A 22,493-nucleotide genomic window follows, 5' to 3' on the forward strand; every position below is an offset into this window, starting at 1 on the left:
GCTCACAGCCCGTAGTGGGACAGGCCGGTCCGCTCGTCGAGACCGAACATCACGTTCATGTTCTGGATCGCGGATCCGGCCGCTCCCTTGACGAGGTTGTCGGTCACGGCGATCACCTTGACGAACCCCCGGGCGGCGTCGTAGTCCACGCCGATGTGGCAGAAGTTGGAGCCGGTGACGGCCTTCAGGCTCGGATAGACGCCGTACTCCTTGGCGTTGAGACCGGCCCTCTTCGGTGCGCTGTTGACGCGGACGAAGAACTCGTCGGCGTAGTGGCGCTCGTAGAGGTCCAGCAGCGAGGCCCGGTCGATCCGCGCGCGCTCCTGCGGACGGACGGCCAGGCTCGCCTGGATGTAGATGCCCCGGGCGAAGTTTCCGTGTGCCGTGGTCATGTCGACGCACAACTCCCGGCCGGCCAGGGGCGCGAGATGGTTCTCCAGCTCCGGGGCGTGGCGATGCCCTTCGAGGCTGTACGGGAGCATGGAGCCGAACACCTCGGCGTGCATGATCTCGGTGAGCGGCTTGTTCCCGGCCCCGGTGGTGCCGTTGACGGCGGCGAGGTGGACGGGGACGTCCAGGTCGGCGAGGCCGCTGCGCAACAGGGGGGCCAGTCCGAGCACGGTCGTGATGGCGTAGCAGCCGGGGTTGGCCACCAGTCGGGCGCCGGCGACCTGTTCGCGGTGGAGTTCGGTCACTCCGTAGACGGCCTCGTCGAGCAGGTGGGGGGCGGCGTGGGGCGCGCCGTACACCTCGGCGTACCGCTGCGGGTCGCGGAAGCGGAAGTCGGCGCTGACGTCGACGACCTTCACCCCGCGGTCCAGGAAGTGGGCCGCCGAGCGCATCGCCTCGCCCGACGGGGTGCAGAAGAACACCACGTCGAGGTCGTCCGCGCGGCGCCGGAGCTCATCCACGTCGACGAAGCTCAGCCCGCAGCCGAGCAGATTGGGATGGACCCGGTCGAACTCCTCGTCGCCCCGGGCCGTGGGCGTGATGGAGCCGACTCCGGGGTGGTTGAGCAGCAGCCGGGCGAGTTCGCCGCCTGCGTGGCCGGTGCCTCCCACGATGCCGATGTGGAGCGTCATGCGTCACCTCGCGGAGTAAGGATGATCTTGCCGGTGGTGGCCCTGCCCTCGGCCATCAGGCTCATGGCCTCGGCGGTGTCGGCCAGCGCGAATCGGTGCGTGACCATGGGGCGGGGGTCGATCTCCCCGGCGGCCAGCCAGGAGATCACGGTGCGGAAGTCCGCGGCCGTCGACAACGAGGAGCCGACGACCGTCACCTCCCGGCCGACGAGGGCGTTGGCCGCCAGCGCCACCGGGCCGTCGAAGAAGCTGACCACGATCACGGTGCCGCCGGCCCGCACGTGGCCGACCGCCTCGTCGAGCGCTCCGGGGTGGCCGGCGGCGACCACGACGACGTCCGCCTCGGCGGGCGGCCCGGCCGGGGCGAGGACGTCGGCGTACGCGTCCGCACCGAGAGCCAGGGCGCGGTCGCCCTTCTCCTGGCCGACGTCGGTGCACGTGATCCGGGTGAAGCCGAGCCGGCGTGCCGCGATCAGGCAGGACAGGCCGATGTTGCCGGATCCGATGACGCGCATCGTGCGCCCCGCTGCCGGGCCGGCGAGCCGGATGGCGTGCAGGCCGATGGAGAGCGGTTCGACGAGCGCGCCGAGCTCCGGGTCGAGCCCCGGGGGCAGGGCGAAGGTCATGTTCGGCCGGAGCGTCACATACTCCGCGAAGGAGCCCTCCCACCCCAGGTGGCACAGATTCCGCTTGTCTCGGCAGAGGTTGGTGAGCCTCTGAGCGCACCGGTCGCAGCTCGCGCAGTGCGCGTAGGCCGCCGAGCAGACCAGGTCGCCGACGGCGAAGCCGCCCGCCGCCCGCTCCACGACGCCGCACAGCTCGTGGCCGAGGACGACCGGTGCGGTCTTGTAGGGGTGAGTGCCCCGGTACGTGGCGAGGTCCGACCCGCACACGCCGGTGGCGAGCACCCGGACCAGCAGTTCCTCCCCGTCGGTGACGGCGGGCAGCGGCCCGCTCCGGTACTCGATCCGCCCGTACTCCGTGAGCACGGCGCTGTTCATCGGCACGAGGTGGCCACCTTCCGTCCGGCGAGCACCTCGTGCAGTGAGTCGAGGAGGATCCGACCGATGCGTTCCTGGGAGTCCGCCGACATCGCGCCGATGTGCGGCGTGATCACGACGTTGTCCAGCTCGGCGAGGCGGCCCGGGTTGCCCTCCTCGGCCACCACGTCGAGTGCGGCGCCCGCGATCTCGCCGTCGGTGAGCGCCCGGTACAGGGCCTCCTCGTCGACCACGGGGCCCCGCGAGATGTTGACCAGCAACGCCGAACGCTTCATGGCCCGCAGTGAACGGTCGTCGATCAAGTGGTGCGTACGGTCGGTGAGCGGCACGGCCAGGCACACCACGTCGGCGGTGGCCAACAGCTCGTCCAGGGGCACCGTTTCGATTCCCTGCCCGCGCAGTTGCGCCCGGCGCTCGGGCGTGTCCCGGTCGACGGTGGCGACCACGCGCATGCCCATGCCCCGCGCCAACTCGGCGAGGCGCGAGCCGATCTGGCCCAGCCCCACCAGGCCCAGGGTCTTCCCGCCGAGTTCGATGCCCGCGAGGGCGGCCTTGTTCCATACTCCGGCCCGCACCTGGCGGTCGGCCAGGACGATGTGGCGGGCGGCCGACAGCATGAGCCCCAGGGCCAGTTCGGCGACGGCCGGTGCGGACACGCCGGGAACGTTGAACACGGCCACCCCGGCGGCTTCGGCGGCGTCGAGGTCGATGTTGTCGACCCCGGAGCCCGCCCGCGCCACGACCTTCAGCCGGGGCGCCGCCCGTATGACGTCCGCGTCGATGCGCACACCACTGCGCACCACGATGACCTCGACGTCCTCGACCAGCCGCACCAGGCGGTCGGCCGGGGGTCGCAGCTCGACGTGGACGTCGTGGGTGAGCCGCAGTTCCGCCAGGGCGCTCTCGTGGATGGGGTCCACCACCAGCACCCGGGCGCGCGCGGCGGCGGGCACGGGCGGCGGGGCGCCGCCGGCCTGGGCGAGTTCCTGGACCGCGCGCCGGTCCAGCTTGCCGGACGGGGTCAGCGGCAGCGTGTCCACCCGCAGGAAGCGGTTGGGCACCAGGTAGGCGGGCACGGTGGCGCGGGCGTGGCGGCGCAGCGCGGCGACGCTGAAGGCGCCGTCGCCCGCCGGGACCACCAGCGTCACCAGCACGGCGGTGCCGTCGGCGTCGTACGTCACCGCGGCGGCCGCGTCGTGGACGGCCGCGTCGGCCCGCAGCGCCTCCTCCACCTCGGCCGGCTCCACCCGGTGGCCGCGGATCTTGACCTGCTGGTCGTTGCGGCCCAGGTACTCCAGGGCGCCGTCCGGCAGCCGGCGGGCGAGGTCGCCGGTGCGGTACCAGCGCGTCCCGTCGAACGTGCGGAAGCGGTCGGCGGTCAGCTCGGGCCGGTGCAGGTAGCCCGCCGTCACACCGGTACCGGCCACCCACATCTCGCCGGCCTCGCCGTCGGGCACCGGTGCGAGCTCCCCGTCGAGGAGCCGGACCGACAGATGGGGCAGCGGTACCCCGATGGGCGAGCGCACGGCGCCGGCGAGGTCCTCGGGAGTGAGCGTCCTGACCGTGGTGAACACGGTGGTCTCGGTGACGCCGTACATGTTGACGAACTCCGGTGCCCGGTCCCCGGCGGCGTCCGTGTACGCCTTGACGACGTCCAGGTCGACGTTCTCGCCGCCGAAGATCACATAGCGCAGGGCGAGGTCGGGCGCGCCGGAGTCGGCGTACTCGCGGGCCAGGAACCGGAAGACGGAGGGCACCTGGTTGAGCACCGTGACACCCTCGTCGGCCAGCAGCCGCAGGAAGTCCTCGGTGGCGCGGGCCGCCGCCGCGGGAATCACCACGGCGGTGCCGCCGGTGGCCAGCGGCCCCCACAGCTCCCAGACCGAGAAGTCGAAGCTGAAGGAGTGGAAGAGCGACCAGCGGTCCCGCGGTCCGAGGTCGAACAGGGGCAGCGTGGCCTCGAGGAGCGCCAGCACGTTGGCGTGCGTCACGACGCAGCCCTTGGGCTGTCCGGTGGACCCCGAGGTGTAGATCACGTACGCCGGGTCCTGCGGGTCCGGCGTGGCGGTGGGCCTGGCCGGGGGCGTGACGCCGGGCGCGGACGAGCGGGGGTCGATGACGTCGACGCCGTCCAGCCCGCAGGCGGCCGCCTGCTCCGGGTCTCCGACCAGGATCTTCACCTGGGCGTCGGCGACCATGTAGTGCAGCCGCTCGCGGGGATAGGTCGGGTCGAGCGGTACGTAGGCCGCCCCCGCCTTGAGGATGCCGAGGATCCAGCCGGGCACCCGGTGGGAGCGCTCCAGGAGCACGCCCACCAGGTCGCCGCGGCCCACCCCGGCGTCGGCGAGCAGCGCGGCGACGGCGTCCGACGCCTCGTCGAGCTCCGCATACGTGATGTCCCGGCCGCTCTCGGAGAGGGCGGCGGCCTCGCCCCGCAGCCTGACCGACCCGGCGAACAGGTCGGTCAGGCTGCGGGCGCCGACCAGTGGGTCAGCGCTGTTCACAGGTACCTCCGACAGCCATGACGTCACCCTGGTCGACCGGCTTGTAGTAGTCGGTGGGGTGCGCGTCGCCGCCGAAGTCGCCGAACATGCGGCGGAGTCGGGGCGACATGCGGTCCAGGATCTCCCGGGGCTGGCTGAAGTAGTCGTGCGGACGGTGCCACAGCTGGCCGTAGCGGAGGATGAACGTCTTCCGCTCACGGTGGGTGTTGGGCGCCACGGCGTGCCAGAGCGAGTACGGGAAGAGGAGCACGTCGCCCGGCGCGGCCTTGACCTCGATGGCGTCGTCCGGCAGCACGCCGCGGCGCAACGGCTCGTCCAGCTCCTCCATGTAACACAGGGCGTTGTTGCTGGTGGGCAGCTTGCGGTGGCTGCCGGGGATCAGCAGGAAGTTGCCGCTGTTGGACTCGGTGACGTCCGTGAAGAAGATCTGCGCCTTGACCTGGAGGCCGGGGCTGCCCGGGGTCAGCTGGATCCGCTGCAGGTACTCCCCGCCGTCGGTGTGCCAGTACTCCAGGGCCTCCTCCTGCAGGGACCGGACGAAGATCTCGGTCCCCAGGATCTGGACGCTGCCGTTCAACAGCGACATCAGCGGCCCGACCAGCTTGGGGTGGTCGAGGAACTGGTCCATCCCCGCGGTGCGGCTGACCGCGTCGCGGACCCGGACGGTGTGGCTGCGGTCGGTGAAGCTCGCATGGTTCTCGATCGTCTGGGCGCCCTCGGCGACCACGTCGTCGATGAGTTCGAGGCCCCGGGCCACCTCGTCCTGGTTGAAGACGCCCTTGAGGTGGATGTAGCCGTCACGCTCGTAGCTTTCGAGCTGCTCCTCCGTCAGCGGTGTCCAGTCGCGCTCTCGTTGCGTCACCAACGTGGAGTCGCGCATGGTCGAAACGTGCATCATGATGGATCCTCTCTTGACAACAGGGAACGTGCCGTCAGCGACGCTGGGCGGCCCAGGTGCGCAACAGGGCGTCCACGCCGTCCCACAGGGCCTCGACGTCCCCGCGCGCATACCAGTCGGTCTTGAAGTTGACGGTCGCCGTCACGCCGTCCTCGTCCTCGACCCAGAAAGTCGCGATCGAGGCGTCGTGCCAACCCACCGCGATGGGCAGCGGCCGGGTCCGCACCCCGGGCATCTCGACGGTGCCGACCGTCTTGCGCATGCCGAGGGGGCGGGCGTTGAAGGTGACGTACGGGACGCGGGACTGCCGTCCCACGGCCTGCGGGTCCATCCGGTCGATCAGGGCGGGCCAGGGCACATGGCCGTCGTCCAGGGTGGCGAACATCCGCCCGCGGAAGTGCCGCAGATAGTCCTCGGTGTCGGGCCGGCTCCCCGGTTCGCTGGTCAGGACGGCCTTGCTGGCCAGCCAGCCCGTGGTCTGGTGCAGCTCGGGCAGCTCCCGGTTGGCGGTCGAGAGCGTGGTGGCCACCGACTCGCTGCCGGAAAGGGTGGACAGCGAGCGGTGCAGCGCGGCGTGCATGAGGTTCAGGGCGGTCATCCGCAGCGGCCTGGCCACCGCGCCCAGGCTCTGGCACACGTCGAGCGACAGCCGGCGGCTGAAGCCGTCCTTCGCCTCGTAGCGGACGGGCGAGCGCCCGCTGAAACCGGAGATCGGCATCGTCGGGATCGCGCCGACCCCGCTCAGCCCCACTGCCAGCCGTTCCAGGGCCTGCTTCCCCTCGGGGGAGTCCATCATCCGGTTCTGCCGCCGGACGAAGTCGGGGTAGGTCATCTGCACGGGCGGCAGTTCGAGCCCCGAGCCGTCGCGCTCGGCGGCGTAGAGCGCGGACAGGTCGCGCGCCAGGACGTTGAGCGACCAGCCGTCGCTGACCAAATGCTCGGCGACGAGGGCGAAGTACGTCTCCTCGTCGGGGCGGGTCATCACCAGAAGCCGGGCCATCGGGCCCCGCTCCAGGTCGAAGGGGGCCGCGCAGGCCGATCGCAGAGCCGCCACATCGGCGTCTTCGGTCCCGGCGGTGGCCATCTGCCGCAGGTCCACCGGATCGGCCAGCCCGATGTGCCACACCATGGCGTCCAGGTCGAAGCCGCTCAGCAGCACCGGGTGGCGCCGCTGCAGGGCGTGCCAGGCACGGTTCATGGCGGCCAGGTCGACGGGCCCGGTGAACGCCAGCGGGAGGGTGGCGTGGTGGGGGTTGAAGACCCCGCTCTCGGCGTCCTCCAGGGTCTGGCCCAGGCGGTGCCGCTGGTTCCAGGAGACGGGCATCGACTCACGCATGATTGAGCTCCTTCACCGGTCGCACGAGGGAGGCGCCGTCATGCGCCCGTACGCCGCCGTCGGCTCGGAGCGGGCGCAGCAGCAGCTGGTTCGGGTCGCACATCACCTCGACCAGCTCGGGTCCCGGGTGCGCCAACAGCCCGGCGAGGTCGGCGTCGAGCGAGGCGGCGCGCTCCAGCCTGCGGTACGGCAGGCCGAACGCCTTCGCCACGTCGCGGAAGTTCAGTGCTTCCGGCTCGTCCAGGGCGGGGCCGTCACACAGGGCTTCCTGTGATTCCCGGATCGAGGCGTACCCGCCGTTGTTCAGCACGAACACCTTGATGTCCAGGGCGTACTGGCTGATGGTCGCCAGCTCCTGGATGTTCAGCTCGATGGCGCCGTCGCCCACGAGCACCAGCACCTGGCACTCGGGCCTGCTGAACGCCGCGCCCACCGCCATGGGGACCGCGGCGCCCATGTTGAGGAATGCCGCGGAGGTGATCTCCCGCTGCGACGCGGAGAACGCCAGGGTCTGGCCCGTCACGTAGTAGGCGCTTCCGGTGTCGACCACGAAGACGTGGTCGGGGCCCGTGTGCGCGTCCAGCCGCTCGACGAAGCGGTACGAGTTGAGGGGTTCCCGCAGCTCGCCGCCGGCGATCGTGGGGTGCGCCTCCTTCAGCTCGGCGCAGGTGGTCAGCCAGTGTTCGCTCGCGGCCGGCTCGGTCGACTCCGCCGACTCGAGGAGCAGCGCGTCCAGCAGGTCACGGACGTCCATGCACACCGGGAAGTCGATGCGCACACCCTTCTTCTTCAACTGGGACGGGTCGATGTCCACCGCGACGACCGTCGCTTCGGGATCGAAGCCGTCGGCGTCCTCGCCGACGAAACCGATCGACAGACTGGACCCCAGGGAGAGGACCAGATCCGCCTGAGCCATGATCAGGTTCGGGTAGAGCCGGCCGCGGATGCCGCCCTGGCCGAACCACAGCGGCGAGTCGTACGGCAGCAGGTCGTTGCCCAGCCGCGAGGCGACCACCGGCAGCCGCAGGCGCTCGATCAGCGTCCGGAACTGCTCCTCGGCCGCGCCCTGACGGATTCCCTGGCCCGCGACGACCAGGGGCCGTTCGGCGCCGCGCAGCATGGCCATGATCTGCCGGGCGGCCTGCCGGGCACCCGCACCCCTCGGCTCGCCCTCGGCGGACGGCTCCCCGCGCAGGGTCGCCGGGTCGATCTCGGCCGCCTGCACGTCGAGCGGGATGTCCAGCCACACCGGGCCCGGCCGGCCCGAGAGCGCCTCGCGGACCGCCCGGTCCAGATGTGCCCGGATGTCGGACGGCTGCTCCACCACGGCTGCGTACTTGGTCATGCTCCGGGCGCTCTTCACGACGGCGAAGCCCTGGACGCCGAACGAACGGGCGTCCTCGTCGATGTGCCGGGTCTCGACCTGGCCGGAGATGACCAGCACGGGTACGCCGTCGGCGTAGGCGTCGACCAGCCCGGCGAGCGCGTTCACCGCGCCGGGGCCGCTGGTGACCAGAGCGACCCCCAGGGTGCCGGTCAGTTTGGCGGCACCCGTGGCCATCAGCGCGGCCGCGGTCTCGTGCCGAGCACAGACGCTGAGCAGGTCGGGCTGCCGGGAGAAGGCATGGTCGAGGTGGATGGAACCGGTACCGGACAGGCCGTAGCAGGTGCGGACACCCAGCGCATGCAAGTAGGAGGCCACATAGTCGGCCACACGCACCGTCATCCCAACCACTGCCGTACCCGCTGCGCCAGCCCTTGTGCCGTCAGCCCGAAGTGCTCGTAGAGGAACTCGGCGGGGCCGATGGGTGCGAACACCTGCGGTATGCCGATCTGCAGGACGGGCACGGGGGTCGTGCGCACGACGACCTCGGCGACGGCGCCGCCGAGGCCGCCGTTGACCACGTGGTCCTCGGCGACCACGAGCCGGCCCGTCTCGCGAGCCGCCCTGGCGATGGCCTCGGCGTCGATCGGTTCGACGGAGCCCAGGTGCAGCACGCGGGCGTCCACGCCGTCCTCGGCGAGGAGGCGGGCGGCCTCCACGAGCCGGGTGGTGAGCAGACCGCTGCCGATCAGGGTGACGTCGGCACCGTCGCGCAGCTGGGCCGATCCGCCGTAGCTGAAGGTGTGGTCGGCCGGGAACAGCTCGGGGGTGTCGAGCTTGCTGACGATCCGGATGTAGACCGGGCCGTCGTGGGCAAGGGCCTCGTGGAGCGCGGCGACGGTGTCGCGGGGCGTCGCCGGTGCGAGCACCTTCATGCGCGGGATGGCGCGCATCCATGCCAGGTCCTCGACCGCGTGGTGGGTGCCGCCGAGCGCGCCGTAGGCCAGTCCGCTGACGAAGCCACAGAAGATGACGTCGGAGTTGGTGTAGGCGGCGTTCTTGATCTGCTCCAGGGCCCGTGAGGCCATGAAGCAGGAGGCGGAGTAGACGAACGGGCGCAGGCCGCTGTTGGCCAGGCCGATCGAGACGCCCACCAGGTTCTGCTCGGCGATGCCGACGTCGACGAAGCGGTCGGGGAACTCGGACTGGAAGCCGAGCGCGGAGTGCGTCTCGGCGGAGTCGTTGTTGACGATGCAGATCCGCTCGTCCTTGCGTGCCAGCTCGAGCAGAGCGGCGGAGAACGCGGTGGCGCAGTCAGTCATTGGAGACCTCCTCAAGCTCCTGGAGCGCCTGCTGCAGAAGTTCCGGCGTGATCTGGCGGCTGTGCCATTCGAGGTTGCGCTCCATGAAGGAGACGCCCTTGCCCTTGACGGTGGAGGCGATGACACAGGTCGGCTTGCCGGCGGTGAGCGGCGCCGAACGGAACACGTCGAGCAGCGCGTCGATGTCGTGCCCGTCGACGGTGCGCACCTCCCAGCCGAAGGAGCGCCACTTGTCGTCGAGCGGCTCCAGGGCGTTGATGTCCTCGGTGCTGGCGCCCTTCTGGGCGAGGTTGCGGTCGACGATCGCGACGAGGCTGTCGAGGTTGCGGGAGGCTGCGAGCATCGCGGCCTCCCAGTTGCTGCCCTCCTGGAGCTCGCCGTCGCCGGTCAGCACGAAGGTGCGCCGCGCGGAGCCCTGGATGCGGGCGCCGAGTGCGGAGCCGACGCCGAGGGAGAGGCCGTGGCCGAGCGAGCCGGTGTTGAACTCGATGCCCGGCACCCGGGTCGACACCACGGTGCTCAGCCGCGAGTCCGCGCCGCCGAAGGTCGCCAGCTCCTCTTCCGGGAGCAAGCCCTTCAGCGCCAGCACGCTGTACATGGCCGCGGACGCATGCGCCTTGCTGAGGATGAACCGGTCCCGGTCCGCCTCGTCGGCCTCGCCGCGCAGCACGCCGAAGTGGAGGGCGCACAGGATGTCCATGGCGGACAGATCCGCGCCGATGTGGCCGGTCTTGGCGGTGCTGACCGTGGTCAGCGCGAGCGCCCGGGCGCGCGCCGCCTGGCGGCGCACCGTGGCCGCGTCTTGCAACGACACTATGTTCCTTCCTGGTTCATGCCTGATGGAACGTCAGGCAACGGGGGAAATACGGCTGTCAGACGCCCAGCTGCTGCCACTCGTCGAGCTGCTGGAGGTCGAAGACGTCCTTGACCCCGGAGATGCTGTCCTCCAGGTGAGAGGTGTGGCCGGTCTCGTAGATCGACCGGTAGGTGGAGCGCAGCGACGTGATCGTGGCGCGCAGTCCCTGGTTCGCGTAGATGACGGCCGAGACACCCGCGGCCCGGGCGTCGTCCGCGTGCCAGTCGGGGTAGGTGGTGGGCACCACGACGACGGGCAGCCGGTCGTCCCAGTGGGCGAGGAACTCGAGGACCTGGTCCTTGGTCTTCTGCTTCGAGTGGACGAGCACCGCGTCCGCGCCGGCATCGGCGTAGGCGGTGCACCGCTTGAGGGCCTCGTCGACACCGAGCCCGCTGATCATGGCCTCGGTGCGGGCGATGACGAAGAAGTCGTCGGTCCGCTGGGCGTTCTTCGCCGTCTCGATCTTGTGGGCGAAGGCGCTCACGTCCAGCAGGGTGTGATCGGAGGCCGCGAAGCTGTTCATCTTCGGGAAGATCTTGTCTTCGATGCTCACGGCGGTGATGCCGGCGCTCTCGTACTCGGACACCATGTAGGCGACGTTCATGCTGTTGCCGAACCCGGTGTCGCAGTCGGCGACGACCGGCACGGAGAGCGCCTTCTGGATGTGGGTGGCCGCTTCCAGATAGTCCGTCATGCTCAGGAGGCTGGCGTCGGGGAGGCAGCGCGCCGCGGAGATCTCGAAGCTCGACGCCCACACGGCCTGGAAGCCGCTCTGCTCGGCGATGCGGCCGCCCAGGGAGGAGTGCGCACCGGCGATCTTGGTGAGGGGGTTGTCGGCGAGTACCTGCCGGAACGACGGATAGCTGTTGCGGATCATGGGGTTAACTCCTTTGGTGCGGCGGCATCGGTGGACACCGCCGGGTCCGATGGGGTCTTTCGGGTGAAGGCTCGCCCGGCGGCAAGGCCGGTGACGAGGAACAGCGCGGCCAGGATCAGCCAGCCGGTGGCGCCGAGACTCATCGTGAGCACGGTGACGAGAGCGGGGCCCAGGAACTGTTGGAAGCCCCGCGCGAGAGCGAAGACGCCTTGGTACTCGCCCATGCGGTCGGGGGGCGGCAGCGCGAAGGCCAGTCCCCAACTGCCCGAAGCCTGGGCCAGCTCGCCCAGGGTGAGCGCGATCAGCGAGGTCACCAGGAACACCGTGGCCCAGACGGCTCCTCGGCCATCGGACAGCGCGAACAGCACACAGGCCACCGCCAGCAACACTCCTGCCCGTACGAGCAGGCGACCTGAGCCGTGGACGGTTTCCGAGCCCCTGCTCGCGACGCGCTGGAAGAGCACCACCATGATGGTGTTCAGCGCGAACAGAACGGCCGTCAGAGCTCCGGGGGCGCCGGTCCTGTGGACGATCCACAACGGCATGCCCACCGTCAGGACCGGCAGATAGAACTCCAGCATCCCGCTGAGCCCGGTCGCGAGGAGAAAGCGCCGGTCCTTGATCGCGACCCAGGACCGTTTGGCGGGCGCCGCCGGAACGGGCTCCGTACCGGCCGGCGGGCGCAACCGGAAGGCGATGACGGAGCAGCTCAGCTGTAGTACCGCGTTCGCCGTGGTGACCGCGATGAAGGCGGATCGGCTGCCATCGGCCAGCGCGAGGCCCGCCACGGCCGCCCCGCCGGTGAAGCCGAGGTTGAAGAGGCTGCGCATCTGGGCGCGCACCCCCGAAGCCTTGGCCTTGCCGAACAGGGCGTGGATCAGGGCGCCGCGCAGCGGGCCGCCGGCCCCTGTTTCACAGACCCCGATGAGGGCCGCGACCACGGCGAACTCGACCACGTTGTCAACGAAGGGGTAGACGAAGAACAGGGGGCCCAGCAACGCGTAGCTGACGGCCAGCGGAACGCGTGCCCCGAACCGATCGGCGATCCGCCCGGCCGGCATCGAGCAGAGGAAGCCGCAGACACCCGCGATCGACATGGCGATGGCCAGTTGGTCGGCGGAGAATCCCGCGGTCCGGGTGAAGAAGATCACGCTGGAGGTGAGGAAGAGACCGGTGCCGAGCGACTGCGCGAACGTCAGGGCGGCCATGGGGCGGGCCGCGCCGGGCTCGGGGACCAGGTCGCGCAGGAGGTCGAGGGGTCTGGTGAGTGCGGTGGGCAGAGGGCTCTTGGGCAAGGGGGATCCCCGTTAGCAGCGGGAGGGTTGCGGACGGCTGCCCGCTGTGACTTCACCGGCGGACGGTGGCTCCGGGAAGGACCGACGGACGAGGGGGCCGACATCGGCCAACGCTCCGCTTCCGCGACGTGATGGATGCCGTGAAGGGGGCAATGCGCGGTGCGTCGGGTCGTGTCGAGTCGCAGCCGGATCCGGTCCGGACGCATCTGCTTCCGGCCGGACCGCCGGGGGAAGGCAATCTCGCCCGCAGACCTCACCCGCAGGCGCGGTGAGGCCCAAGTCGGTTGTCCGGTGGGTGAGTTCCGCCTGGTGGCCGCCAGGCCGTCCGTTGAACTCGATGATGCGGGGGAACGTGTGGACGGTGTGGCGGGTCACCCTGTCGCGGCGGACGGAATGCGCCACCGACACGTGGTCCCGGTGGTGGTGCGAGCGCACCCCGGAGCGGCAACTCCTCGATTCAGACCTGGTCGAAGAGTTCCGGCTCTTCCACCGCTTCCGCGAGCTGCCTGATGGTGCTCCGGCGAAGAACTCCGGAACGCGGCATGGGAAGGCCCGCGTCGATTGCGCGGGTCGCGATGGTCAATGCCATGAGCGAATCACCGCCGAGGTCGAAGAAATCGGCGTCGATATCGGTGACGGGCTCGCCGAGAGCTTCTTCCCAGAGGTGGGAAAGCTTCTCCACAATAGTCGCGTTCAATATGTCGATCCTCTCGAATCTGCCGCCAAGGCAAAAGCGCGCCCAGGTCGAGCACGTGCTTTCGGCTTGAACTGCCGGTGGGGTTTGACCATGTGGGCAGCACGGAATGGGAGATGCCCGACAGCGGCTCAGGGAGCGCGAGTCGCACCGAGTCTTTCACGGGAGTCGGAGAAACTTTTTGACTCCCCTTTAACAACCTCCAGCGAGCTGTCGCAGTCGGTCGTCCATCAATTCCACTTGCATGGTCGACCGATCGCGTACAGCCGACTTACCAGTCGGTAATGCGAATGACATGATCCAATCACATGGCAGCCGCCGAAGCAATCTGACCCGGGTTATGGAATGGCAATATGGCGGCCTGTGACGACGGTTTATCTCAACGTGCCGGGACCTCCCAGGAGGTCGGTGCCCGCCAGTCGCGCCACTCCTCCCACCAGCCCGCACCCCGCTCCACAAGGGAGACCACCTCGGCGGCCGCCGCACGTACGGACGCCTCCTCGTGCGCGGTGAAGCCGCCGGAGCGCACCCGCTCCTCGAACTCGTCGACGTCCTTCCACCGGTAGGGCGAACCATCGCCGGGGATCCACAGGTCCAACTCCTGGTCCAGCGTGTCGAAACCGTCCGGTGTGCGGCGCATCGGCTCCTGGAAGTTGACGTACCAGCCCTGGAACCGAGAGCCCTCCCGGCGGGCCCAGACCGAGTAGCCCTCCCCGGGCCGCTGCAACTGCAGTACGCCGTCCGACTGCCAGACGTGCTCGAAGGCGGACCAGGGGTGCGGGCCCCACCGGAACTCGTGGGTCCCGAATGTGAGTGGCGTGTTCTTGGCCAGAAAGACGGCCAGGGTGTGGCCGTCGTCGGCGGCCACCCGCACCGGATAGCGAATCCATTCGCAATCGTCCAGGATTTCGCGCCGGACAATCACTTCGCCGACAGAGAAGGTTGTTTGCATGGCGGTGACTCTATCGACGCGCCGCTGTCCCCCCGGGAACGGGATCCGCTCGGAAAAGCCCCTGGCGCTCGGCGGAGCGAGCGGGTCCGAGGTGGCGGCGCAGCGGGAGACGCGGGCACGGATTGCGGGCCGGAATCGTTTTCGCCGCGCACGGTGGCGCGGTCAGGGTCGAAAGGGCCGTGGTCGCGGCGCGGAAGGCGGTGGTGCGTTGGTGGAACATGTGCGTGGGCAGTCCCTTGGAGCTGTTGGTGCGAGCAGACGCCTGCTCCCCTGATGAGCTGCGAGTGGCCTGCGGGCAAAGCCTGAGGCCCATTGCTCACGTTTGGCAGTCATGGCGCTTACGTTCCCCCAACGTCGCACACTCCGGGTTGTGGAGGACGTTTCCATTGGCGTCGGTGCACTGTCAAGTTCGCCACGCCCAGAGGGCTTTCGTGGTCGATGGCCCGAGCCGCCCGGGGGAGTGATTGGCGTCACCCCTTCATGGCGTGTCCGCAGGAGTGGTAACGAATCTCCTCGATCCGAACTGCCCGAAGGACGTGATGTCCGGCACATGCGGGGTCGGTTGCCGGCCGGGGCTTCTCGAAGTCCGCCCGCTCGACGGCCGGTTGGCTGGTGGGCCACCGCGAACGGATCCGACGCAACCTTTTCGGCCAAGGGGGCCGGAAGTTCACTTTGCGGCGCGCTCGTACACGCCATCGATTTGGCGGTGGGTTCCCCGTGTTCCATGATGTGAGACGGGATCAGGTGTGGCTCGCACCTTCGAACTACAGGGCACACGTGCATTGTTGACCAGTCAACAGATGGGGTCGGGGGACCGTCACGCCGCAGCAGCCGCCTGTTTCCTTTCCCTTTCAACTTCGTCTTCAGGTAAAGGCAGCATGCCCGTCCAGCGGTTTTCCGACCTCGTGCGTTTCGCCCGAGACTGCTCCCCTTTCTACGCCGACCTCTACGCAGACCTGCCGCACGAGGTGAACAGGCTCACCGACCTGCCGGTGGTGGATCAGAACGAGTTCTGGGCCGCCAACACCCTGCACGACAACCGGGTCCTCACCGCCCCTCTGGCGGAGGCCGTCGTGTACAAGACGGGCGGCACCACCGGCACCCCGCGCTTCTCCTGCTACACGCGGGAGGAGTGGCGCGAGTTCGTCACGGCGTTCGGCGCCGGTCTCGTCGACGCGGGTCTGCGACCCGGTCACCGGGTGGCCGACCTGTTCTACGCGGGCGAGCTCTACGCGAGCTTCCTGTTCGTCCTGGACTCGCTCGCCCACGCCCCCGTGTCCAACGTGCGCCTGCCCATCGGCGGCGGAGCGCCCCTGGAGTCGACGGTCTCCGCCCTCCAGGACTTCGGCGCCCACGTCGTCGCCGGCACACCGACCACCCTGTGCCGGCTCGCCGAGCACCTGACGTCGACGGGCCGCCGACTTCCGCAGGTGGAGCTCCTGTTCTTCGGGGGCGAGGCGCTCTTCTCCGACCAGCGACGCCTCCTCGCAGGCGCCTTCCCCAACGCCGAACCCCGCTCGCTCGGTTACGCCAGCGTCGACGGCGGCCTCCTCGGCAGGCCCGTCGCCGGCCCGGACACGCGCACGCACCGGCCCTTCACCCCGCACACCGTCGTGGAGATCCTCGACGAGACGACCGGCGAACCGATCCGCGAGGCGGGCCGGCCCGGCCGCGTCGTCGTCACGCAGCTCTTCCGCAGCCTCATGCCCGTCATCCGCTACCCCGCCGGCGACCGCGCCGAGTGGACCGGCGGCGAAGGCGGGGAGTTCCGCATCCTGGGCCGCGCCGAGGAAGGCGTACGCGTCGGACCCGTCTCCCTGTACTGGGACGACGCCACGAACGCCGTCGCCGAAGCCGACGCCGACGGCCTCGTCACGGGCACACAACTCGTCGTCCGCCGCTGGGAGGGGCGCGATGGTCTGATCCTGCGCCTGGCCACCGCGCCCGAACACGACCCGGGCACACGGGAGGCCCTGGCCAAGGCGGTCGTCGAGGGACTGAACACCGCCCGACCGCTCTACCCCGACAGCGTCGCCGCGGGATTCGTCCACCCCCTCGGTGTCGAGTGGACCCGTCACCGCGACCTCGTCGTCAACTCCCGCTCCGGCAAGCTCGTCCGCGTCCTCGACGAGAGGCCCACCGCATGAGCACCCCGACGGTTGCCCCGGGCCGCCGGCCCCCGCTCGTCCTGCGCAACCGCGCCTTCGGCACCGTATGGCTGGGCCAGGTGTTCACCCAGGCCGGGACGCGCATGTTCCAGGTCGGCACCTCCTGGTGGCTCATCGGCCACGTCGCCTCCGGTGACGGCGGTTTCGCCGCCGGCATGCTCATGGCCCTCAGCACCCTGCCCGCCGTGGCCCTGGCCCCGCTCGTGGCCCGCGCCATCGCCCGCCGCTCCCACCGCTCGCTGTTGCGCGGCGCGGCGGCCGGCGCGGGCACGGTGGCCGCGGTACTCGCCGGCTGGGCCGCCGCGAGCGACCTGCCGGTCGTCGCGATCTACGCGGCGGCCCTGGCCCTGGCGACCTGTCAGGCCTTCTTCGACCCGTGTCTGACCACGTCCGTGCCCGAACTCGTCGACGACGAGGACATCGAGGCGGCGACCGGCTTCGAACTGTCCACCCAGTCGCTCGCGAGCCTGGGCGGAGCCCTGCTCGGCGCACTCGTCGTCGACGCGGCCGGCGTGGCCGGCCTCGCGGCGGGCTGCGCCGTCGCCTACGGCACGGCCGCGGTGCTCATCACGACCGTCCGCTTCCGCGCCCCGGCTCCCGCCGAAGGGCCCTCCGTCGGCTCCGACGCAGACACCGCCCCCGAAAGCCCCGCCGACACCGCCCCCGCCCCGCGGCGGACGCTGCGGCGCATCCTGGGCCGATTGCCGTACGTCCGCGCCATCCTGCTCTGCTTCACCGCGGCGAACCTCTTCACGACCGCCGTCTTCGTCGTCATGCCGCTGTACACCGCCAAGGTCCTGCACGGCGACGGCGCCACCGTGTCGCTCCTGGAGGCGTCCCTCGGCCTGGGCACGCTCATCGGCTCCTTCACCGGCGCCCGGGTGCCCGGCCGTCCCACCGCGGTCGGCTCCGCCTGCCTGGGTGCGATGGCCGTAGCCCTCGCCGTCCCCGGCCTGATCGCGGCGTGGCCCGTGATCGCCGGCGCCCTCCTGGTGACGGGCTGGTGCGTCGGGGTGATCGGCGTCCGCTTCGTGGCGCTGTTCCAGCGCCTGGTCCCGGCCGCCGACAAACCGGCCTTCTTCGCCGTCATGCAGGCGGTGCTCGGAGCGACCTTCCCGGTCGCCTCGCTGCTGTTCGGGCTGCTGGGCGACCACCTCTCCGCGCGGACACTGTGCCTGATCCAGGCGGCCGGTCTGGTGCCCGCCGCCCTCGCCCTGCTCCTGCTGCCCCGGCGATACCGCACGGCGGACGCAGCCGCCGCCCGGCCCGCCGACGCGCCCGAGGCGGCGCCGGCTTCCGCGACCCCTGCCGGAGGCACCCGATGAGCGCCGTCATCGAGCAGGCCGCGCCGACGGACATCGCCGATCTGCGCCAGCTCTACTACGCCGTCTACGGACCGCACTACCCGACGGCGTTGGGCACCGACCCCGCCGAGATGTCCCGGCTCATCCGCGACCCGCACACCCTCTGGCTCGTCGCCCGCTGCCCCCGTACCGGCGCCCTCGCCGGATCGGCCGCGATCCACGGCGAGGCCGGCACCCGCATCGGCCGCCTCGAAGGGCTCGCCGTCCACCCGGACCAGCGCGGCTCGGGGCTCGCGGGGCGGCTGACCGAGGCCCTGTGCTCCGCCACCCTCGACGCCGGGACCCTCGACTCGGTGTACGCCACCGTACGCACCGTCAGCGCCGGACCCCAACGGGTCGTCGCCCGACACGGTTTCCGCCCGCTCGGCATCCTGCCCAACGCGGTCGACCTGGGCAGCCGGGAAAGCCTCGCACTCTACGCGCGTCACTCGCCGGGAGTGCTGGACCGCCGGGTGCCCGTCGCCGAGGTGCCCGCCCTCCTGGCGCCGCTCCTGCGCACCGCCGGCGCGAGCCTCGGCATCAGCTACGCCGACGCCCGGCCCGCGCCGGCGGCGCCGCTGCCCGCCGGGCCCGCCGCCGCGCCCCTGGAAGTGATCGAGGCACCGGCGTTCGTCCGCCGCCGCTTCCACGCCCACTTCCCCGACGGCGGCCGCTGGTTCTACCCGCTGCACACCCCGAACATCCTGCTCACCCCCGCCGACGGCGACTTCGAGGTGTACGCCTACCTCAACCGCACCGGGGGCTACTGCGCGCTGGTCGCCGCCCACCCCGACCCGACCGCCGCCGCGGGGTGGCTGGAGCCGGTCACCCGTACCCTCACCCGCGCGGGCGCCGGCTACGTCGAGGCGCTCGTCCCCCTCGAACACCACGCCGCGCTGTCCGCCTTCGCCGCCCAGGGCTTCATCGCCGGGGCCGTGTACCCGGCCATGCGCCGGGACGGGGACGGCTTCCACGACTACGTGGTGATGTCCCGCACCACCGAGCACATCGACTTCCGCGGCGTGGTCGTCGACCCGCCGCTCCAACCCTTCCTCGATTCCTATGTGTCGGCCTGGGCGTCGGCGCATCTGCCCTCCCGTGAGGTCGCCCCATGACTGGCCCGAAGCCCCATCTCGCCCCCGTCGACGTCCCCGACGGCGCCGCCCTGGCCCGGTTGCAGGAACTCTGCGACCTGACCGATCCGTACGCCGGCGGTCCGGCCGAGGAGGAACTGTTCACCGCGGCCATGGCGGAGATCAACGCCTGGCACCGGGACCGGTCCCCGTTCTTCCGCGACCTCCAGGACGCGGACGCGCACGACACCCCGTACGCGGCACCCCTGGTGCACGCGAACTTCTTCAAGCGCCACGAAGTCCTCTCCATCCCCCGCGAGGACGTCCACCTGCACCTGACCTCCTCCGGGACCACCGGACAGAAGTCGCAGATGTTCTTCGACGAGTGGACGATCCGCTCCGCCCAGCGCATGGTCGCCCGCATCTTCGACCACAACGGCTGGATCACCCCCGACCAGCCGGTCAACTACCTCCTCTACAGCTACGAGCCCGCCCGCGACCTCAACCTGGGCACCTCGTTCACCGACAACTACCTGTGCGACTTCGCGCCGGCCCGACAGGTCGAGTACGCCCTGCGCGACACCGGCAACGGGCACGAGTTCGACCCCTTCGGCTGCGTCGCCGCGCTGCGCCGCTTCGCCGAGGACGACGTCCCGGTCCGCATCCTCGGCTTCCCCGCGTTCCTCTGGTTCACCCTGGAACGGATGCGCGCCATGGGGCTGGCACCGCTGCGCCTGCCCGAGGGCTCCCTGATCATCCTCGGCGGCGGCTGGAAGGGCCACGCCGACCGCCGGATCGGCAAGGACGAGCTGTACGCCCGTGTCACCGAGCAGTTGGGCGTGCCGTCCGAGCGGATCCGCGACACCTTCGGCTCCGTAGAGCACTGCGTCCCGTACATCGAGTGCGCGCGGCACAACCTCCACGCACCCGTCTGGTCCCGCGTCTTCATCCGTTCCACCCGCACCCTCGAACCCCTCCCGTACGGCGAGCGCGGCTACCTCCACCTGGTGTCCCCGTACATCACCTCCGTACCGGCACAGAGCGTCGTCATGGGCGACCTCGCCTCGCTGCACCCGGGCGAGGAGTGCGGCTGCGAGCTGACCACCCCGTGGTTCACCATCCACGGTCGCGCCGGAGTCAGCCGCAACCGCAGCTGTGCCGTGGCCGCCGCCGAACTGATGAAGGGAATGTCATGACCGACACCATCAACCACCACTACTGGCAGGGCGCCTTCATCGGCGACGACGAGGCCGCCGAGCGACTGGCCGCGCTGCCCGCCGCCGTGGAGGCCGCGCTCGCCGAGCCCCTCGACACCGAGACCGTCCTGGCGGCCTGCGACGCCCTCGCGGCGGCCCTGCGCGATCCCGGCCACCCCGTACGGGACCGGCTGGCCCCGCACCTGCCCGCGGGCGACGCCGAGGACGCCGACGCGCTGTACGCCGAACTCGCGGCCTTCCTCGACCGGGGCGCCCTCACCCGCAAGCTCCGCCGCGAACTGGGCGGCGCCGCCCCGCAGCGACTGAACCGCCCCGACGCCAAGGAGACGGTGTACGAGGCCTGGGCGCCCGTCGGCCTGGTCGCCCACATCGCCCCCGGCAACGCCGCCACCGTCGCCCCGCTCAGCCTGGTCGAGGGACTCCTCGCGGGCAACGTGAACGTCCTGAAGACCAGCAGTACCGACACCCTGCTCGCCCCTCACCTCCTCGCCGAACTCGTCGCGCAGGACCCGACCGGCGCCCTCGCCGAACGCGTCATCGTGCTGCGCTTCCCCTCCTCCCGCCAGGACTGGCTGCGCCTGATGTGCGCGCCCGCCGACGCCGTCGCGGTCTGGGGCGGCGAATCCGCCGTGGAGGGTGTCGCCGCCCACGTCCCGGCCGGCTGCCGGCTCGTGGAATGGGGACACAAGATCTCCTTCGCCTACCTCACGCGCGACGCCTGGTCCGACGAGGCGACCCTGGAGGCCCTGGCCGAGGACGTCTGCCTCTTCGAGCAGCAGGCCTGCTCCAGCCCCCAGGTCGTCTACCTCGACACCGAGGACACCGGAGAACTCCACGCGTTCTGCGACCGGCTCGCCGCGGCCCTCGCCGCCCGGCCCGCACCCGCCGACGAGGAACTCGACCCGGCCGAGTACGCGGAGCTGACCACCACCGAGCACCTCGCCCGCCTGGAGGAGCACCTCGGCTTCACCCGCGTCCTCGCCGCCCCCGACCGCACCTGGCGCGTCATGGCCGACATCCGCCCGGCCCTCACCGCCTCCCCGCTGCACCGCAGCGTCTGGGTCAAGCCGCTGCCCCGCAAACACCTCATGGCGACGCTGCGCCCCATGCGCCGCTACCTCCAGACGGTGGGCCTCGCCGGCAGCCGCACCGACATCGCGGAACTCTCCACCCTGGTCCTGGCCGCCGGAGCCACCCGGGTCACTCCGGTCGGCGCCATGACCGCCGGCTACTCCGGGGAACCGCACGACGGCGTCTACGCCCTCCAGCGCTACAGCCGCCGCGTCTCGGTCCAGGCCGACGAACGCTTCGCCGCCACCGCCTGCCTCGACGACCTCGCCCGCCCGGTCGACTTCCCCCGCCCCGCCGGGCCGCTGCTGGACAAGAACGACGTCCGGGACCTCAACCGCGGCGTCGACCGGGCCGACGCCGAGCTGTACTTCCGCAGCGGGGGCAGCACCGGCGCGCCCGCCCTGTCCCTCTTCACGTACGAGGACTACGACACGCAGATGCGGGCCGCCGCCCGCGGCCTGCTCGCCGCCGGCTACGACCCGGCACGCGACCGCACCGCCAACCTCTTCTACTGCGGCGGCATGTACGGCGGCTTCATCAGCTTCTTCTCCATCCTGGAACGCCTGGGCGGCGTCCAGATGCCGATGGCCGCGGGCCCCGACCACCGGGCCACCGCGGAGATGATCGTCGCGTACGAGGTCGACACCCTCTTCGGGATGCCCTCCTACCTCTGGCAGCTCCTGCACGAGGAAGCCGACCTCCTGCGCGCCTACGGCGGCCTCCGCAAGATCTACTACGGTGGCGAGCACTTCACCGACGAACAGCGCCGCGTCCTCACCGAGACGTTCGGCATCGAGGTCGTCCACTCCATCACCTACGGCAGCACCGACCTCGGCCCCCTCGGCTACCAGTGCACGCACGGCACCGGCGGCGTCCACCACCTCCACGCCGACCTGCACACCCTGGAGATCGTCGAGGTCGACACGGACCGCCCGGTGGCACCGGGGGAGACCGGCCGGCTCGTCTTCACCACCCGTGCCCGCCGCGGCCAGCACCTCGACCGGTACGTCATCGGGGACCTCGGCCGGGAGCTTCCCGGGCGCTGCCCCTGCGGCAGTCACGCCCCGCGCTTCGAGCTGCTCGGCCGGCTGGGCGAGGTGATGCGCGTGGCGACGTACTTCCTGAACCACCGCCGTTTCGTCTCCATCGCGGCGGAGCACCTGGGCCACGCCGGCGAGATGCAGACCGTCCTGACGAGCGGGTCCACCCGCGAGGGGATCACCCTGCGGATGGAGCGGTCCCACGCGCTCGACCCGGACACGGCCCGCGCCGCCTTCCTCGCCGCCTACCCGGAGGTGCGCTCGGCGGTCGAGGAGAAGCTGCTCGACTTCACGGTCGAGGCGGTCGACGGGGCCGCGCTGTTCCGTACGCCGACGAGCGGCAAACTGCCGGCGGTCGTGGACCGCAGGCGCGGACAGCAGTCCCCGGACGGGCTCGCCTGAGCCGTCGCCCCGCCCGAGCCCCCTCACCGCCGTCGCCG

General features: G+C 71.0%; 17 protein-coding genes. 5 read left to right on the forward strand and 12 right to left on the reverse strand.

All coding sequences use genetic code 11. The features are described from left to right. Nucleotides 1–2: 2 nt before the first annotated feature. The 12 genes from argC to ACQEVM_RS35105 all read right to left on the reverse strand — a co-directional run bounded on the left by argC (nt 3) and on the right by ACQEVM_RS35105 (nt 14,057). Nucleotides 3–1,082, reverse strand: a complete 1,080-nt coding sequence (argC, locus tag ACQEVM_RS35050) for an N-acetyl-gamma-glutamyl-phosphate reductase (protein WP_433086156.1) — start codon at nt 1,080–1,082, stop codon at nt 3–5. Further along, nucleotides 1,079–2,083 (reverse strand): zinc-dependent alcohol dehydrogenase, encoded by a 1,005-nt coding sequence (locus tag ACQEVM_RS35055; protein ID WP_433086954.1) that lies wholly within the window; start codon nt 2,081–2,083, stop codon nt 1,079–1,081. The genes argC and ACQEVM_RS35055 overlap by 4 nt, the downstream gene beginning before the upstream one ends. After that, nucleotides 2,080–4,587, reverse strand: coding sequence for an amino acid adenylation domain-containing protein (locus ACQEVM_RS35060; protein ID WP_433086158.1), 2,508 nt, complete (start codon nt 4,585–4,587; stop codon nt 2,080–2,082). Before ACQEVM_RS35060 ends, ACQEVM_RS35055 begins: the two co-directional genes overlap by 4 nt. Then, nucleotides 4,574–5,485, reverse strand: coding sequence for a phytanoyl-CoA dioxygenase family protein (locus ACQEVM_RS35065; RefSeq protein WP_433086160.1), 912 nt, complete (start codon nt 5,483–5,485; stop codon nt 4,574–4,576). Before ACQEVM_RS35065 ends, ACQEVM_RS35060 begins: the two co-directional genes overlap by 14 nt. Before the next feature lie 34 nt (nt 5,486–5,519). Further along, nucleotides 5,520–6,821 (reverse strand): condensation domain-containing protein, encoded by a 1,302-nt coding sequence (locus tag ACQEVM_RS35070; protein ID WP_433086162.1) that lies wholly within the window; start codon nt 6,819–6,821, stop codon nt 5,520–5,522. Then, on the reverse strand, nt 6,814–8,547 hold the full coding sequence (locus tag ACQEVM_RS35075; protein WP_433086163.1) for a thiamine pyrophosphate-binding protein: 1,734 nt from the start codon (nt 8,545–8,547) through the stop codon (nt 6,814–6,816). The genes ACQEVM_RS35070 and ACQEVM_RS35075 overlap by 8 nt, the downstream gene beginning before the upstream one ends. Then, complete coding sequence (locus ACQEVM_RS35080) at nt 8,544–9,467, reverse strand: transketolase family protein (protein WP_433086165.1); 924 nt, start codon at nt 9,465–9,467, stop codon at nt 8,544–8,546. Before ACQEVM_RS35080 ends, ACQEVM_RS35075 begins: the two co-directional genes overlap by 4 nt. Beyond that, entirely contained in the window at nt 9,460–10,281 is an 822-nt protein-coding gene (locus tag ACQEVM_RS35085) for a transketolase (protein WP_433086167.1), read from the reverse strand. Before ACQEVM_RS35085 ends, ACQEVM_RS35080 begins: the two co-directional genes overlap by 8 nt. A 58-nt stretch (nt 10,282–10,339) precedes the next feature. Continuing rightward, complete coding sequence (locus tag ACQEVM_RS35090; protein ID WP_433086169.1) at nt 10,340–11,200, reverse strand: isocitrate lyase/phosphoenolpyruvate mutase family protein; 861 nt, start codon at nt 11,198–11,200, stop codon at nt 10,340–10,342. Continuing rightward, nucleotides 11,197–12,495 (reverse strand): MFS transporter, encoded by a 1,299-nt coding sequence (locus ACQEVM_RS35095; RefSeq protein WP_433086171.1) that lies wholly within the window; start codon nt 12,493–12,495, stop codon nt 11,197–11,199. Before ACQEVM_RS35095 ends, ACQEVM_RS35090 begins: the two co-directional genes overlap by 4 nt. A 457-nt stretch (nt 12,496–12,952) precedes the next feature. Then, a complete protein-coding gene (locus ACQEVM_RS35100) occupies nt 12,953–13,177 on the reverse strand; it encodes a phosphopantetheine-binding protein (protein ID WP_433086173.1) in 225 nt (74 codons plus the stop codon). 391 nt (nt 13,178–13,568) lie between these two features. Next, on the reverse strand, nt 13,569–14,057 hold the full coding sequence (locus ACQEVM_RS35105; protein ID WP_433086175.1) for a DUF402 domain-containing protein: 489 nt from the start codon (nt 14,055–14,057) through the stop codon (nt 13,569–13,571). Nucleotides 14,058–15,019: 962 nt separating this feature from the next. On the opposite strand from ACQEVM_RS35105, the gene ACQEVM_RS35110 reads away from it, so the two are divergent. Genes ACQEVM_RS35110 through ACQEVM_RS35130 form a run of 5 tightly spaced genes read left to right on the forward strand, consistent with a single transcriptional unit; the run spans nt 15,020 to nt 22,455 of the window. Further along, nucleotides 15,020–16,288: a phenylacetate--CoA ligase family protein gene (locus tag ACQEVM_RS35110; protein WP_433086177.1), complete on the forward strand. Its 1,269-nt coding sequence runs from the start codon at nt 15,020–15,022 to the stop codon at nt 16,286–16,288. After that, entirely contained in the window at nt 16,285–17,634 is a 1,350-nt protein-coding gene (locus tag ACQEVM_RS35115) for an MFS transporter (protein ID WP_433086179.1), read from the forward strand. The genes ACQEVM_RS35110 and ACQEVM_RS35115 overlap by 4 nt, the downstream gene beginning before the upstream one ends. Further along, on the forward strand, nt 17,631–18,767 hold the full coding sequence (locus ACQEVM_RS35120) for a GNAT family N-acetyltransferase (RefSeq protein WP_433086181.1): 1,137 nt from the start codon (nt 17,631–17,633) through the stop codon (nt 18,765–18,767). The genes ACQEVM_RS35115 and ACQEVM_RS35120 overlap by 4 nt, the downstream gene beginning before the upstream one ends. Then, nucleotides 18,764–19,921, forward strand: a complete 1,158-nt coding sequence (locus tag ACQEVM_RS35125; RefSeq protein ID WP_433086183.1) for an acyl-protein synthase — start codon at nt 18,764–18,766, stop codon at nt 19,919–19,921. Before ACQEVM_RS35120 ends, ACQEVM_RS35125 begins: the two co-directional genes overlap by 4 nt. Continuing rightward, nucleotides 19,918–22,455 (forward strand): aldehyde dehydrogenase family protein, encoded by a 2,538-nt coding sequence (locus tag ACQEVM_RS35130; RefSeq protein WP_433086185.1) that lies wholly within the window; start codon nt 19,918–19,920, stop codon nt 22,453–22,455. Before ACQEVM_RS35125 ends, ACQEVM_RS35130 begins: the two co-directional genes overlap by 4 nt. Nucleotides 22,456–22,493: the final 38 nt, after the last annotated feature.

The sequence above is a fragment of the Streptomyces sp. CA-243310 genome, assembly GCF_050936775.1.
GTDB lineage: Bacteria > Actinomycetota > Actinomycetes > Streptomycetales > Streptomycetaceae > Streptomyces.